Origin of the sequence: Pandoraea commovens (genome assembly GCF_024704525.1) — a bacterium.
Classification (GTDB): domain Bacteria; phylum Pseudomonadota; class Gammaproteobacteria; order Burkholderiales; family Burkholderiaceae; genus Pandoraea; species Pandoraea commovens.
In genome coordinates this window covers 4,720,144-4,733,911 of sequence record NZ_CP102780.1, presented here as the reverse complement: position 1 = coordinate 4,733,911, position 13,768 = coordinate 4,720,144, and the positions used below count along the sequence as shown (strand labels likewise).

15 protein-coding genes are annotated in these 13,768 nt (G+C 62.3%); 5 read left to right on the top strand and 10 right to left on the bottom strand.

Translation table 11 applies throughout. The features are described from left to right. Positions 1 to 17: 17 nt before the first annotated feature. Positions 18 to 704 (bottom strand): response regulator, encoded by a 687-nt coding sequence (locus NTU39_RS21265; RefSeq protein ID WP_174984647.1) that lies wholly within the window; start codon positions 702 to 704, stop codon positions 18 to 20. Between the two features lie 218 nt (positions 705 to 922). Between NTU39_RS21265 and plsY the strand changes: the two genes are divergently transcribed. Beyond that, the gene (gene plsY / locus NTU39_RS21260) at positions 923 to 1,525 is read left to right on the top strand and encodes a glycerol-3-phosphate 1-O-acyltransferase PlsY (protein ID WP_150664388.1); all 603 of its coding nucleotides are present in this window, start codon (positions 923 to 925) and stop codon (positions 1,523 to 1,525) included. Between the two features lie 94 nt (positions 1,526 to 1,619). Here the strand turns inward: plsY and NTU39_RS21255 are convergent, their stop codons facing one another. Beyond that, positions 1,620 to 2,105, bottom strand: a complete 486-nt coding sequence (locus NTU39_RS21255) for a YajQ family cyclic di-GMP-binding protein (protein WP_257958508.1) — start codon at positions 2,103 to 2,105, stop codon at positions 1,620 to 1,622. A gap of 221 nt (positions 2,106 to 2,326) precedes the next feature. Here NTU39_RS21255 and murB point away from each other — a divergent pair, with 221 nt between their 5' ends. Continuing rightward, positions 2,327 to 3,352: a UDP-N-acetylmuramate dehydrogenase gene (gene murB, locus NTU39_RS21250; protein ID WP_150664386.1), complete on the top strand. Its 1,026-nt coding sequence runs from the start codon at positions 2,327 to 2,329 to the stop codon at positions 3,350 to 3,352. Here the strand turns inward: murB and NTU39_RS21245 are convergent. From NTU39_RS21245 to argF, 3 genes are all read right to left on the bottom strand, one after another. After that, positions 3,342 to 4,691 carry a patatin-like phospholipase family protein gene (locus NTU39_RS21245; RefSeq protein WP_257958507.1) on the bottom strand — a complete coding sequence of 450 codons (1,350 nt, stop codon included), beginning with the start codon at positions 4,689 to 4,691 and terminating at the stop codon, positions 3,342 to 3,344. The two genes, murB and NTU39_RS21245, sit on opposite strands and share 11 nt — an antisense overlap. A gap of 87 nt (positions 4,692 to 4,778) precedes the next feature. Beyond that, the gene (gene ppnP / locus NTU39_RS21240; RefSeq protein WP_039400939.1) at positions 4,779 to 5,102 is read right to left on the bottom strand and encodes a pyrimidine/purine nucleoside phosphorylase; all 324 of its coding nucleotides are present in this window, start codon (positions 5,100 to 5,102) and stop codon (positions 4,779 to 4,781) included. A gap of 387 nt (positions 5,103 to 5,489) precedes the next feature. Continuing rightward, entirely contained in the window at positions 5,490 to 6,416 is a 927-nt protein-coding gene (argF, locus tag NTU39_RS21235; RefSeq protein ID WP_039404085.1) for an ornithine carbamoyltransferase, read from the bottom strand. Positions 6,417 to 6,780: 364 nt separating this feature from the next. Between argF and NTU39_RS21230 the strand changes: the two genes are divergently transcribed. Continuing rightward, the gene (locus NTU39_RS21230; protein ID WP_150664384.1) at positions 6,781 to 7,095 is read left to right on the top strand and encodes a DUF3579 domain-containing protein; all 315 of its coding nucleotides are present in this window, start codon (positions 6,781 to 6,783) and stop codon (positions 7,093 to 7,095) included. 296 nt (positions 7,096 to 7,391) lie between these two features. On the opposite strand, the gene rpsT is transcribed toward NTU39_RS21230, so the two are convergent. After that, positions 7,392 to 7,664 (bottom strand): 30S ribosomal protein S20, encoded by a 273-nt coding sequence (rpsT, locus tag NTU39_RS21225; RefSeq protein ID WP_010807144.1) that lies wholly within the window; start codon positions 7,662 to 7,664, stop codon positions 7,392 to 7,394. 134 nt (positions 7,665 to 7,798) lie between these two features. On the opposite strand from rpsT, the gene murJ reads away from it, so the two are divergent. Together murJ and NTU39_RS21215 are read left to right on the top strand one after the other, a co-directional pair. After that, complete coding sequence (gene murJ, locus NTU39_RS21220) at positions 7,799 to 9,397, top strand: murein biosynthesis integral membrane protein MurJ (RefSeq protein WP_425495016.1); 1,599 nt, start codon at positions 7,799 to 7,801, stop codon at positions 9,395 to 9,397. 50 nt (positions 9,398 to 9,447) lie between these two features. Beyond that, on the top strand, positions 9,448 to 10,314 hold the full coding sequence (locus tag NTU39_RS21215; protein ID WP_039400930.1) for a SirB1 family protein: 867 nt from the start codon (positions 9,448 to 9,450) through the stop codon (positions 10,312 to 10,314). A 93-nt stretch (positions 10,315 to 10,407) separates the two neighbouring features. Here the strand turns inward: NTU39_RS21215 and NTU39_RS21210 are convergent, their stop codons facing one another. The 4 genes from NTU39_RS21210 to kdsB all read right to left on the bottom strand — a co-directional run bounded on the left by NTU39_RS21210 (position 10,408) and on the right by kdsB (position 13,758). Further along, positions 10,408 to 10,902 carry an Mpo1 family 2-hydroxy fatty acid dioxygenase gene (locus tag NTU39_RS21210; protein WP_174984644.1) on the bottom strand — a complete coding sequence of 165 codons (495 nt, stop codon included), beginning with the start codon at positions 10,900 to 10,902 and terminating at the stop codon, positions 10,408 to 10,410. A 203-nt stretch (positions 10,903 to 11,105) separates the two neighbouring features. Beyond that, entirely contained in the window at positions 11,106 to 11,864 is a 759-nt protein-coding gene (locus tag NTU39_RS21205; RefSeq protein ID WP_257958504.1) for an SDR family NAD(P)-dependent oxidoreductase, read from the bottom strand. A gap of 152 nt (positions 11,865 to 12,016) precedes the next feature. Beyond that, positions 12,017 to 12,682, bottom strand: coding sequence for an adenylate kinase (gene adk, locus NTU39_RS21200; RefSeq protein WP_150664380.1), 666 nt, complete (start codon positions 12,680 to 12,682; stop codon positions 12,017 to 12,019). A gap of 260 nt (positions 12,683 to 12,942) precedes the next feature. Continuing rightward, positions 12,943 to 13,758: a 3-deoxy-manno-octulosonate cytidylyltransferase gene (gene kdsB / locus NTU39_RS21195; protein WP_150664587.1), complete on the bottom strand. Its 816-nt coding sequence runs from the start codon at positions 13,756 to 13,758 to the stop codon at positions 12,943 to 12,945. Between the last annotated feature and the right edge of the window lie 10 nt (positions 13,759 to 13,768).

Sequence of the window (13,768 nt, the reverse complement as noted above, 5' to 3'; positions counted from 1 at the left end):
GGGGCCGGGTGAGCGGGTCAGGCCGCGTCGACGTCGCGCTCGGGCGACACCAGCGGCCCGTCATCCGGGAGGCCGGTTTGGAGGGCGAAGCGATAGAGCTGCGCGTCGCAGTCGACGCCGAGTTTTCGCATGACACTGCGTTTTTGCGCACTGACCGTTTGTTTCGTTCGGTAGAGTTTTGCCGCAATGGCAGTGATCGACATTCCCGACACATACATGCGCAGGACCTGCACCTCGCGCTGACTCAGCAATGCCGTGCGGGCGTCGGACACTGCGCCTGCGGGCGCAGTGCGGCGCGTAAGGTGCGTCGGGCGCGTCGGGCGCAATCCATCGTGCAACGCGTGGACGGCTGCGATAACGTCGTCGATGCCGCGCGATTTACAGAGTGTCGATGCAACACCGAGATCGGTAATCTGGCGAGCCATCGGCGCGTCCACCATTGCCGTCAACACCAGAATCCGAACGCAGGGAAACATGCGCCGCAACGTGGCGAGCAGCGACAGGCCGTCGCCGTACTTTCCGCCAGGCATGGTGTGGTCGATCACCAGTACGTCGCACGAGGTGCGATTGAGGACATCGACGATTTCTGCCACATGACGCGCAGTTCCCAACACCTCCAGTGAGGGCCGTTTGCCCAACTCGTGTTCGAGCCCGGCCACAACGACAGGATGGTGGTCAGCAATGGCGACGCGGATCGGTGTCATTCTTGAACCTCCCCAAAGCACGTGAACGCATAGTGCGCATATTTGAGGGACCGCTGCGTTCGAAGGGCGGTTCCGCAATCTACGTTGCGCAAGCGCACTTGGTGCTATTTCCCAAAAACGGAGGTGCATTTGCGCAACCCCGTGTTTGCCAGAATGGGGGCGCACGGCGTCTCAAGTAGAATGGCGGCCATTACAAGTCCTCCACTCGCACGAAGTTCATGGCCACACTGGTTTTTATCGTTCTCGCGTATCTGATCGGCTCGGTGCCGTTTGCGGTGATCGTCAGCCGCACGATGGGCCTCGCGGATCCGCGCAGTTACGGCTCGGGCAACCCGGGCGCCACGAACGTACTGCGTTCGGGCAACAAGAAGGCCGCCATCCTGACGTTGATCGGCGACGCCCTCAAGGGTTGGCTCGCGGTTTATCTGGCGGAACGTTTTGCCGACGCCTGGGGTGTGGGCGATTTCGGACTGGCGGCAGTGGCGCTCGCCGTGTTCCTTGGCCATTTGTACCCTGTGTTCCTGCGCTTCGCCGGTGGCAAGGGTGTGGCGACGGCCGCGGGCGTGTTGTTTGCCATCAGCCCGATTCTGGGACTGGCGGTGATGGCGACGTGGCTGATCATTGCGATCTTCTTCCGTTATTCGTCGCTCGCCGCGCTGGTCGCGGCCGTGTTTGCGCCCCTTTACTACGTCTTCATGTATGGTTTCGGGCCGTACTCCCCGGCGGTGATCGTCATGGCGGTCCTGCTGGTCTATCGCCATCGCGCGAACATCGGCAAGTTGATCGCAGGCAAGGAAAGCCGCATCGGGCAGAAGAAGTAGGCATGGAGACGGGCGAAGGCATTGCCCGTCGATCCAATAAAAAACCCGCAGCGAGTCTGCGGGTTTTTTGTGCCTGCAACGAACGCGGTAACGCTTAGTCGCGGAAGTTGTTGAAGTCGAGCGGCGTGTCGGTGACATCCTTGCGCAGCAGCGCCATCGCGCTTTGCAGATCGTCGCGCTTGGCGCCCGCGACGCGAACGCTGTCGCCCTGAATGCTCGCCTGCACCTTCATCTTGCTGTCCTTGATGATGCGCACGATCTTCTTGGCCAGGTCGCCTTCGACACCTTTCTTGACCTTCACGACCTGCTTGACCTTGTCGCCGCTGACTTTCTCGACCTTGCCGTAGTCGAGAAAACGCACGTCGACGTTACGCTTGGCCATCTTGGCGACGAGCACCTGCGTGACCTGATCGAGCTTGAAGTTGTCGTCTGCGAAGAGCGTGAGTTCCTGCTCCTTGTGCTCGACGCGCGAGTCCGATCCCTTGAAGTCGAAGCGCGTCGAGATTTCCTTGTTGGCCTGCTCGATGGCGTTCTTGACCTCTACCATGTTGGCTTCGCTAACCACGTCAAACGATGGCATCTGGCTCTCCTGAATGTCTAAGGGTTCGTGAAATGGCACGCACAGCGTGCCGTGTAAGTCCGGCGGGCGGCGGGGGCGGCCGGCGCGGTCGGCAGCCTTGGCAGCCTCGGTATAATGATGCGCAAAATTCTTTCGCCCGACATTGTAATTCAGCCGTCGGTCCCGCGTCCCCCCCGGGACGCTGTCCGGCACGGCGACACCCACTGGCCTGCCCATATTCCATGCTTCAGTTGCAACGCGACGTCAGCCTGCGCGAATTCAATACCTTCGGTCTGCCCGCCACCGCCCGCTATGTCGTGACCGTCGACAGCGAAGCGGCGCTGCTCGACGCGCTTGCCTTGCCCGAACTGGCCGGACTGCCGCGCCTCGTGCTCGGCGGCGGCAGCAACCTTGTGCTCACGCGTGACTTCGACGGGGTGGTGCTGCGCATGGCCATTCGCCACCGCGAACGTCTTCCGGACAACCCGGCAGATCCGTCCGCGCGCTATGTACGCGGCGGCGCGGGTGAAGTCTGGCACGATTTCGTCGACTGGACGCTCTCGCAAGACTGTCCCGGCCTGGAAAACCTGGCGCTGATCCCCGGCACGTTGGGTGCCGCGCCGATCCAGAACATCGGCGCCTACGGGCTGGAACTCGCCGAGCGCTTCCATGAAGTGCGTGCGCTCGATACGACGACCGGGGCGTTCGTCACACTCTCGCGCGACGATTGCGCTTTCGGCTATCGGGATTCGCTGTTCAAGCGCGAACCGGGCCGCTACATCATCGTGGCCGTGACGCTGCGCCTGCCGCAGCCCTGGCAGGCCGTGACCGGGTATGCCGACGTGTCGCGCACGCTGGCCGATGCCGGTATTGCACAGCCCGATGCGCGCCAGATCTTTGATGCGGTCGTCGACATTCGCCGCCGCAAGCTGCCGGATCCCGCGCAACTCGGCAACGCCGGAAGCTTCTTCAAAAATCCCGTCGTGGACGCCGCCACGTTTGAGGCGCTTCGCGCGCGTTTCCCGCAGGCGGTCGGCTATGCGCAGCCCGACGGCTCGTGGAAGGTCGCCGCCGGTTGGCTGATCGACCAGTGCGGCTGGCGCGGCAAGACCGTCGGAAACGCGGGCGTGCACGAGCGTCAGGCGCTGGTGCTCGTCAATCGCGGAGGGGCTACGGGGGCCGATATCGTCGCGCTGGCCCGCGCCGTGCAGGCCAGCGTTCGGGAACGCTTCGGCGTCTCGCTCGACCCCGAACCGCTCATGCTTTGATGGCGGTGGCGTCCGGCAAGCGTTGCAGATAATCGCGCTTCAGATCCACCGTGGAGCGCACGCCGACGTCGTCGAAATGCTCCGCGAGCCAGCGCTCTGCGGCCTCGCGGCCCCGATCGCGCAGCGTCGTGAGGAAGTGCCAGTCCGTGACGAATTTCGTTGACGAGGACAAGTCGTAAAGCTCCTTGTCGGCGCGAATCGAGTGGATCAGCGGGTACTTCAGCCGATCGCGAAACTCTGGCTTCAGCCATCCTTCGTCGAGCAGCTTGTGCACGAACGAGATCGCCCGGAATTCGCGTTGTAGCGAAGCGTTGAACGTGATCTCGTTCACCCGGTTCATGATCTGGCCCGGCAGCACCGGCTTCTCTTTGCGCTCGATCGGGTTGATGTGCACGATCAGGATGTCGCTCGTGACCGTCTCGTAATAGAACGGGTAGAGCGGCGGGTTGCCGAGATAGCCCCCATCCCAGAAAAAGTCCTCGTCGATCTTCACCGGTTTGAACAGCCACGGCAGACAGGCGGACGCCATCGCCACGTCGAGCGTGATCTCGTGTGTGCGGAAGATGCGGATGTTGCCGGTGCGGATGTTCGTCGCGGAGACGAACAGATGTGTCGCAGTGCTCTCGCGCAGACGCTCGAAATCGACCTGCGCTTCGAGCACGGTGCGCAGCGGATTGATCTCGGCCGGCGGTTGCGCGAACGGCATCATCCATTGCTGCATGCTCTGCATCCAGTCATGCCAGACGGGATACTCGGTCGGACGCCCGTTGAGCCAACTGAAGACGGTTTGCGCCCATGCGGTGGCCGACGAACCGGCTTGCGAAACACCCAGCCAGAAACTGTGCAACGCCTCACGCGCCTTCTCGCGCGGATCGACGTTGGGACGGTCGAGCAGACCATGCGCCAGCACCACGGCGTTCATCGTGCCTGCGGACGCGCCGCTGATGCCTTCGAACTCCAGACGTCCGTCTTCCAGCAGCTTGTCGAGCACACCCCACGTGTACGCACCGTGCGCGCCACCGCCTTGCAGGCCGAGATCGATGCCCTTGCGTCCGCCGTTGTTGCGTCGTGCACGGGAGGACTTCGCTTTCGCGCTGGCGCGGTGGCCGTCAGCGGGAAGCAGCGGGACGTCCGTCGGTTCGAGGTCCGGGTGAGTATCTGACGTATCGGACGTGTCCGATGGGTTGGACGGCGTGTGTAACGCTTCTGCCGCCGTCAGGGGTGACGCTGCAGACGTGTCGAGCGCGGACGAGGGCGTGTGGGGAGCGTCAGACGATTCAGGCACATCGGACGCTTGGCCGACAGCGTGGTCGGCCGATTCGGGAGGCAGTCGCGACATAGTGGGAAGCGGCGCCGGGCCGCGCTGAACCGGCCGAGAGGGCGATGACGCGGGAGACCCCGCGCCGTCGCGATGCTGGCCGGACGGTTAGCCGTAATGGCAAACGTAATCGAGCGTCTCCACGACCTCGATATCGAACTTGCTATTGCCCGGCACGGAGAATTCCTGACCGGCAGCGTACTCTTGCCACTCGGTCTGACCTGCCAGGCGGATGCGGCAGCGGCCGCCCGTGACTTCCATGATCTCAGGCGCATCGGTACCGAACTGGAGCGTGGCCGGGAAAATCACACCCAGCGTCTTGCGCGTGCCGTCCGGGAACAGGACGGTGTGCGAAACGCACTTGCCGTCGAAGTACGTGTTGGCGCGCTTGATTACGGAAACGTTGTCGAACTGAGTTGCAATTTGCGTCATGACCGAATGCTGTGTCGAATGCGAGCGAATGCCGCGATAGAGAGTCAATATGCCAGGCCGCTCAGGGCCAGGCGTGAATTCATGCTAGCACGTTTCGAGCGTCCACCCGGCGGCATTTTGTGCAATGCACAACGAATATGCCCCGATGTGGTGCGAGGCTGTGCAAATTCCGAAACGCTCTGATGGGCGGGGCGTACTGTGTCGTGCTGCGATGAAGCGCGCGGCGTCACGAGAATGGCTGACGGCGCGCGTCAGCGATGATAGCGGAACGTTAATCGCGGTGGGGTAACGAAAACCGCCCGGACGGCATTGCGCCAGTCCGGGCGGTGTGGCCGGGCTGGGTGTCCCGGCTGATCTGCATTCGGTGCGTCAGATGCGCTATAGGCGTCAGACGCGGCCCAGCATCAGGAACTCCATGAGTGCCTTCTGCACGTGCAGACGGTTCTCGGCTTCGTCCCAGACGACGCTTTGCGCACCGTCGATGACATCCGCCGAGACTTCTTCGCCGCGGTGGGCGGGCAGACAGTGCATGAAGAGGGCGTCGGACTTCGCGCGCTGCATCAGGTCGGCGTTCACGCACCATTGAGCGAACGCGGCCTTGCGTGCTTCGTTTTCCGCTTCGTAACCCATGCTTGTCCAGACGTCCGTCGACACGAGGTCGGCCCCTTCGCAGGCGGCGCGCGGATCGTCGAACTCACGCACGAACGGACGGCTCGATTCGGCCACCATCGCCTGATCGAGACGGTAGCCCGGCGGCGTCGAGATATTGAACTGGAAGCCGAAGATCTCGGCGGCCTGAATCCACGTGTAGGACATGTTGTTGGCGTCGCCGATCCACGTGACCGTCTTGCCCTTGATCGGGCCGCGATGCTCGTAGTACGTGAAGATGTCTGCCAGCACCTGACACGGGTGGTATTCGTTGGTCAGGCCGTTGATGACCGGCACACGCGAATGCTGGGCGAAGCGCTCGATGATCTCCTGACCGAACGTGCGGATCATGATGATGTCGGTCATGCGCGAGATCACCTGGGCGGCGTCTTCGATCGGCTCGCCGCGACCGAGCTGCGTGTCGCGGGTGTTCAGGAACACGGCGTGACCGCCCAACTGGTGAATACCGGCCTCGAACGACAGACGCGTGCGGGTCGAGCTTTTCTCGAAGATCATCGCCAGCGTGCGGTCGTGCAGCGGATGGTAAGTCTCGTAGTTTTTGAATTTCTTCTTGAGGATGCGGGTGCGCTCGAGCACGTAGTCATACTCGTCGAGCGTCAGATCCGAAAACTGAAGGTAATGCTTGATGGGTTTGGCGGTGGTCATTTGGATGTTCTGCTGGAGGCCGATCCCGCGTGCGTTCCTCGCAGATTTGCTGGGAACTCGAACGCGTTCGGCACGACGAACAAGCCTTGAGGCCTGTCCCCCCCGGTCAGGCTCGTGAAGGTGCTCTACCGGTGCTGGCTTTAGGGTGGACAGCCCGTAGTCTACCAAATCGTTTTGTCGTCACACGAAAAGCGTATGATCGAGCCCGCTGCTGCACAGCCAAAATCGGCTGGCAAGACCGAAAAAAACATCCGCAGCAATGGTGGGGGACAGGTTCCAGTCTTATATAAGATATAATACTGGCTCTGTCGGCCACGCTACCCGCGTACGGCTGGCCAGGTGTTTTTTGAGGTGATTGAGCGATATGACCGACCAGGTTTCCGCGCGCGAGTATTTCATTCAGGGGCTGACTCTGGATGGCAAGAAGTTTCGTCCGAGTGACTGGGCGGAGCGTCTGTGCGGCGCCGTGTCGTTCTGCGGCCGAAGCAATTCTGGCCCGAACGCATACATGCAGTACTCCCCCTATGTGCGTCCGACGATGGTGGGTGACGTCAAGTGCGTCGTTGTCGATGAGCGACTGAAAGAGATCGAGCCGAGAATGTTCGATTTCGTGATGAGTTTTGCGCGTGACAACGGGTTGCAAACGACGGAAGCCTGCTTCGTTCCCGACGTCAAATAAATCCCCCTTGGCCGCTGTCGGCCAGACGTGAGTGTCGGGCCTTCGGCCCTACTCACCGTCGCTTCGTCACATCTTCGCCCTTCCGGCACGTTCCCCTTCCAGCTTGTCTCCCGTGGTGCTCGATGCGCTCGGCAGAATTGCGTGTTTTGTATGGCGTAACGAGGGGAATGAAGGAGAAGGAAGAGGGAGCGCAGAATAGAAAAAAGCCCGCATGAAGCGGGCTTTTTAGTGTCCCGACCGTAGTCGGAACCGGCAAGCAACTTGTAGTGCTTTGCAGCTAAGCGGGAATACCCAGCTTAGGCAGCAGCCGACATCGCCTTGATAGCGGCCGACAGGCGGCTCTTTTGGCGAGCAGCGGTGTTCTTGTGAACGATCTTCTTGTCAGCGATGATGTCGATCGTCTTTGCCGAAGTGCGCAGCACTTCCTTGGCAGCGGCTTGGTCGCCGGTGGCGATTGCCTTGCGAACAGCCTTCACAGCCGTGCGCAGACGCGAACGCAGCGCCGAGTTGTGGGCGTTGATCTTAACGGTTTGACGCGCGCGCTTGCGTGCTTGTGCGGTATTTGCCATGTTCAGTGAATTCCTTGAATTGCTCCGCCTAATGCGGCTTCTGTGCAGTTTGGCTCCGCTCCCTGGGAGACACGGTGGCCAGGAAGCAATCCATTGACTTCGAAACCGACGATTATAGACGAAGCCCAACGGAAATTGCAACTTCTTTGCTGCAATGCTGTGCGTATAATACGCGCAACATGAATTTGCTCAAAGCTCTCGCTACGGTCAGCGGTTTTACGATGCTTTCGCGCATCACCGGCCTGATTCGTGAAATTCTTATCGCACGCATGTTTGGTGCCGGTCCCATGACCGACGCCTACAACGTGGCGTTCCGTATTCCCAATCTGCTGCGCCGCCTGTCCGCTGAAGGGGCGTTTTCGCAGGCATTCGTCCCAATTCTGGCCGAATTCAAATCGCAACGTAGCGAAGAAGAGACGAAAACGCTCGTCGACTCCGTGACGACGGTGCTTTTCTGGGTGCTCCTGTCCATCACGATTGCCGGGGTGCTCGGCGCGTCAGGCGTGGTCTACGCCGTCGCGACGGGCCTGTCGCGCGAAAACGGCACGTTCGATGCCGCCGTCTTCATGACGCGCGTGATGTTCCCCTATATCACCCTGATCTCGATCACGACGCTCGCCGCAGGCGTGCTCAATACGTGGCGTCAGTTCTCGATGCCCGCATTTGCACCGGTGCTGCTCAACGTCAGCTCGATCGTGGCATCGCTGTGGGTGGCGCCGCATCTGGAGACGCCGGTCTACGCACTCGCGTATGCCGTGATCGTGGGCGGCGTGCTGCAACTGATCATTCAGCTCCCGGCGCTCGCCCGCATCGGCATGTTGCCCCGCATCACGATCAATATTGCGGCGGCGCTTCGCAACGCGGGCGTCAAGCGGGTGCTCGCTAAGATGGTGCCGGCCACGCTCGCCGTGTCGGTCGCTCAGGTCAGCCTGATCATCAATACGAACATTGCGTCGCGATTGGCGCAGGGCAGTGTGTCGTGGCTGGCGTATGCAGACCGTCTGATGGAGTTTCCGACGGCGCTGCTGGGTGTGGCGCTGGGCACGATTCTGCTGCCGAGTCTGGCGCGCGCGCATGCCGATGACGATCCCGCCGAGTATTCTGCGTTGCTGGACTGGGGGCTGCGTCTGACCTTCCTGCTGGCAATGCCCAGCGCAGTCGGCCTGTTCGTCTATGCTGAGCCGCTCACCGCGACCCTGTATCAGTACGGACGCTTCGATGCGACCGACGTCGTGATGACGGCGCACGCGCTCACCGCCTACGGCGTCGGCCTCGTCGGGCTGATCCTCATCAAGATTCTCGCGCCGGGCTTCTACGCCAAGCAGGACATCAAGACACCCGTGAAGATTGCCATCGTGGTACTGATCGCCACGCAGCTCTCGAACGTGCTTTTCGTGCGCTGGTTCGCCCATGCGGGGTTGTCGCTGTCGATCGGCGTCGGCGCATGCATGAACGCCGCGCTGCTTTTCGCGGGACTCTATAAGCGCGGCATTTACCGGCCGGCGGCGGGGTGGCGTCTGTTCTTCGTCCAGCTTCTGGCGGCGTGTCTGATCCTAGCGGGCGTACTGCTGTGGTTCACGCAGAGCTTCGACTGGGTGGCCCTGGGGGCGCGTCCGCTGGCGCGCATTGCCTTGCTCGGTGCGAGTCTGGTGCTATGCGCCGTGGTGTATTTCGGGGCATTATTCCTCATGGGTTTCAACTTCTCGTTCTTCCGTCGGCGCACCCGCTCTTGATCCTGGTGATCCATTAGCGGGCCGGTCGCGGCGGAACTCACGGATACCGCATGGCGAATCGAATTCTGGAGTATTTTGCTGCGCTGGTTGCGTCCGACGACGGCCTGCCGTTGACCGAGGCAGCCATTGCCATCGCACAGGACGTCTATCCCGATCTCGACGTGCAGGACACGCTTACCCAGATCGATGCGCTGGCTGCACGTCTGGCCAAGCGTCTGCCGCCGGACGCCGGGCCGTTGCAAAAGCTGCAACTGCTCGACCATTTCTTCTTCCGCGAACTCGGCTTCACCGTCAATCAGAACGACTATTACGATCCGGATAACAGCCACCTGCATGTGGTGCTGGATCGGCGTCGCGGGATTCCGATTTCGCTCGCCGTGCTGTGCATGGAGATCGGTCATCAGATCGGGCTGCCGTTGCGTGGCCTCTCGTTCCCCGGGCACTTTCTGCTGCGTCTCGCGGTGCCCGCCGGGGATGTCGTCATCGACCCCATTTCGGGCAATTCCCTTTCGCCGCAACGCCTGCTCGAAATGGTCGAACCGTACCTGAAGCACTATCGCGACGAAAGCGCCGAGCCGATTCAGGAACTGGCGTTGTGGGCGTTGCTGCACCCGTTCCTGGAGCCCGCGACGCCGCGCGAGATTCTGGCGCGCATGCTTCGCAATCTGCGGGCCATCTATACACAGAACGAACGGTGGGAGCGGCTGCTGGCGGTGCAGGAGCGTATGGTGCTCGTGCTACCCGATCAGCCCATCGAGAAGCGGGATCGCGGGCTGGCGTATGCGCGTCTGGGTCTGGTGCGTCCGGCGCAGGACGATCTGGAGTGGTATCTGGGCAAGCGTCCCGAAGCGGACGACGCCGATGCGATTCGTCAGGTGCTCGACGACCTGAGCCGCCGTCCGGGCAGCCACGGGTAAGTTTCGCCCACAGCGTCATCCATAAAAAACGCCAGCCGCATTCCCGGCTGGCGTTTTGACGTCGGGCGCTGGCCCGCGCGCGTCTTGCGTCGACTACACCGACTGCATCGACAACTCCTGCACTTCGCGCTTGAGCCCCGGCTTGTAACCGAAATGGAAGAACACTTCGGCCATGAGGAACATCGGGGCGATAAAAATCTGGAAGATGTTATCGAGCAGGGCGGGCTTGCGGCCCTCGTAGTGGTGGCCGATCAATTGCACGATCCAGCCGCCGACGAACAACACACCGAAGACGGCGAGCGCCCACGGCCAAGGCAGCTTCGCCAGATGTTGCGTGAGCGCCAGCAACACGGCGAAGAACGCCGTCATGGCAAGCGCCAGCGGTACATCGAGCAGGAAGTAGTACATCAGCAGGACTAGCACGATCACGTGCGTTGCGTTCAGGCCGCTGGGGCCGAGCGGCACCCACGAGAACGCTTGCATCACCGCGAGGATGATCATGGGAACGCCGAAGAAATGCGTGAGACGGTTCTTGGGACTGCGGTGATAGCGCTGATAGAACGACATCTGTTGCGCCAGTGATTTCATGCCAGCCTCCTGCCTCGGGGGACGACGGGGAGAATATCTGGGCACCGGCTGGAGCATGAAAAACCGGTGTCTTTAGCCGACCGCAATCTGCGTCCGGCATTCCATTGTAGCCATAGTCCGAACGACATTTTGGTGCGCTGCGACAAAGTGTCCGCAGCGCGCCGTTTGCACCATGCCCTACGTGTTATCGACCGTCGGTGCGGCTATTTCGGCTGCATGCGAATCGCGCCGTCGAGGCGAATCACTTCGCCGTTCAGCATCGGGTTGCGCACGATCTGTTCGACCAGCATCGCGTATTCGGCAGGTCGGCCGAGTCGTGGCGGAAACGGCACCATCTGGCCGAGCGACGCCTGCACTTCGGCGGGCATGGCGAGCATCATCGGTGTTTCGAAAATGCCCGGCGCGATGGTCATCACGCGAATACCGCTGCGCGAGAGATCCCGTGCCACCGGCAGTGTCAGGCTGGCCACGCCGCCTTTCGATGCCGCGTAAGCGGCTTGTCCCATCTGACCATCGTAGGCAGCGACCGACGCTGTATTGACGATCACGCCGCGCTCGCCTTCGCCGTTCGGCTCGCCCTGACTCATCGCGGTGGCCGCGAGGCGAATCATGTTGAAGGTGCCGATCAGATTGATCTGGATGACGCGCGCAAAGGCGTCGAGCGGATGGGGGCCATCGCGTCCGACCGTCTTGCTGCCGATGGCGATGCCCGCGCAGTTGACGAGCCCGCGCAACCCGCCGAGTGCCTGTGCTGCAGCCACAGCGGCCTTGCCGTCATCTTCCCGGGTGACGTCGCATTTCACGAACTTGCCCCCGAGCTTTTCGGCGAGCGCTTCGCCTTCGTCGACATTCACATCGGCCAGTACGACCTTCGCGCCAAGTCCTGCAAGCCAGCGCGCCGCGGCCGCGCCGAGCCCTGAGGCGCCACCGGTGATCAGAAACACATTGCCCTGAATTTCCATGCGTCATCCTCCATTGGCAAAAAAGGCGGCGCAGTCTGAACTGGCCGCCTTCTTCTGTGGCGTTACTGATGGGGCAGAACCCCTTGCCGGACCGCACGCGTTGCGAACAACACGGAGTCGCGGGGCGGCATCGACCGATGGACCCGGTCGACTTACTTCAGTGCGTCGAACGCGCGCGCGCGGATTTCATCCACGCTGCCCTGGCCCGAGATCTTGCGGTACTGCGGTGCCTCGACGATCGCGCCGGGGCTGCCGTGCTTGGCCCAGTCCGAATAGTAGGCGACCAGCGGCTTGGTCTGCGACTCATACACCGCGAGGCGCTTCTTGACCGTTTCTTCCTTGTCGTCGTCGCGCTGGACAAGCGGCTCGCCGGTCACGTCGTCGACGCCTTCGACCTTCGGCGGATTGAACTTGACGTGGTACGTGCGGCCCGATGCCGGGTGCGTACGACGTCCGCTCATGCGGGTGATGATCTCATCGAACGGCACGTCGATTTCGAGGACGAAGTCGATGGCGACGCCGGCTTCCTTCATGGCTTCCGCTTGCGCGATGGTGCGCGGGAAACCGTCGAAAAGATAGCCGTTTTTGCAATCGGCGGCCGTCAGACGTTCCTTGACCATGCCGATGATGACGCCGTCCGGCACCAGATCGCCTGCATCCATGAAGCGCTTGGCTTCAAGGCCGAGTTGCGTGCCTTCCTTGATCGCGGCGCGCAGCATGTCGCCGGTCGAGATTTGCGGGATGCCGAATTTTTCTTTGATGAAAGTGGCTTGGGTGCCTTTGCCGGCCCCGGGTGCCCCCAACAAAATCAGACGCATCGATGACTCCTGAAAGTTTGTGATTTGTGAATGCTGTGCGTGCGGCAGGCAGGTGCGTCTCCGGTGCTCTGCGGCGGTTGCGGGTCCTGTGACCGGCGAACCGCGCTGCGCGCAGACATCGCGCCCGGCAGTGCGCGACGCGCGCGACCGGGGGTCTGCTCGCGAGAATCAGAGCGATTATGCCACGTCATGCCCGCCCGGCGGCGTTTTGCAGACAGCGCGGTGTCGCGTCGGTGCGATTTCCGGGACGCGTGCCGACGTCAGTTTTTCAGCAATGCGCGCACGCGTTCGAGGTCTTCAGCCGTGTCGACGCCCGGCAGCGGCGCGTCGTCCGTCACGAGTACGGCAATACGCTCGCCGTGCCAGAGCGCACGCAACTGCTCCAGCGATTCGGCCGTCTCGATGGGGGCTTGCGGCAAACTCGGGTAGCTGCGCAGGAACTTGGCGCGATAGGCGTACAGGCCGATGTGACGAAAGACCGTCGTCGTGGCGGCGGGCAACGTAGCGACGCTCGCGAGTCCGGCGGACCACGCGTCACGCGACCACGGAATCGGCGCACGCGAGAAATAGAGCGCGCGGCCATGCGCATCGAGCACGACCTTGACGACGTTCGGGGAGAAAATCTCTGCGTTGTCGGTAATCGGATGCGCGGCGGTCGACAGTGCGCATTCGGGGTGTTCGGCCAGATGAGCCGCGACGGCGTGCACCAGACGCGGATCGATCAGCGGCTCGTCGCCCTGCACGTTGACGACGATGGTGTCGTCAGGCCAGCCTTGCGCCACGGCGACCTCGGCCAGACGGTCGGTGCCTGTCGGGTGGTCCGGGCGGGTCAGCACCACGTCGAAACCGTGCGCGGATACCGCATCGACGACGCTCTGGGCGTCGGTCGCTACGACAACCTGGCGCGCGCCCGATTCGCGCGCACGTTCGGCGACGCGCACGACCATCGGCTTGCCACCGATATCGGCGAGAGGCTTATTGGGCAGACGCGTCGACGCCAGGCGCGCAGGCACCACGGCGACAAAATCGGTGGCGGCGGCAGTGGCGGTAGCGACACCCTGGGTGCCGGGACGCAACGTCGTATCG

Coding starts and splice junctions, on each gene's coding strand:
- NTU39_RS21255 (WP_257958508.1), bottom strand. CDS start 2,105: ATGCCATCGTTTGACGTGGTTAGCGAAGCCAACATGGTAGAGGTCAAG.
- ppnP (WP_039400939.1), bottom strand. CDS start 5,102: ATGACGCAAATTGCAACTCAGTTCGACAACGTTTCCGTAATCAAGCGC.
- plsY (WP_150664388.1), top strand. CDS start 923: ATGGCCACACTGGTTTTTATCGTTCTCGCGTATCTGATCGGCTCGGTG.
- NTU39_RS21230 (WP_150664384.1), top strand. CDS start 6,781: ATGACCGACCAGGTTTCCGCGCGCGAGTATTTCATTCAGGGGCTGACT.
- rpsT (WP_010807144.1), bottom strand. CDS start 7,664: ATGGCAAATACCGCACAAGCACGCAAGCGCGCGCGTCAAACCGTTAAG.
- NTU39_RS21210 (WP_174984644.1), bottom strand. CDS start 10,902: ATGAAATCACTGGCGCAACAGATGTCGTTCTATCAGCGCTATCACCGC.
- adk (WP_150664380.1), bottom strand. CDS start 12,682: ATGCGTCTGATTTTGTTGGGGGCACCCGGGGCCGGCAAAGGCACCCAA.
- NTU39_RS21205 (WP_257958504.1), bottom strand. CDS start 11,864: ATGGAAATTCAGGGCAATGTGTTTCTGATCACCGGTGGCGCCTCAGGG.
- murB (WP_150664386.1), top strand. CDS start 2,327: ATGCTTCAGTTGCAACGCGACGTCAGCCTGCGCGAATTCAATACCTTC.
- NTU39_RS21265 (WP_174984647.1), bottom strand. CDS start 704: ATGACACCGATCCGCGTCGCCATTGCTGACCACCATCCTGTCGTTGTG.
- argF (WP_039404085.1), bottom strand. CDS start 6,416: ATGACCACCGCCAAACCCATCAAGCATTACCTTCAGTTTTCGGATCTG.
- NTU39_RS21245 (WP_257958507.1), bottom strand. CDS start 4,691: ATGTCGCGACTGCCTCCCGAATCGGCCGACCACGCTGTCGGCCAAGCG.
- NTU39_RS21215 (WP_039400930.1), top strand. CDS start 9,448: ATGGCGAATCGAATTCTGGAGTATTTTGCTGCGCTGGTTGCGTCCGAC.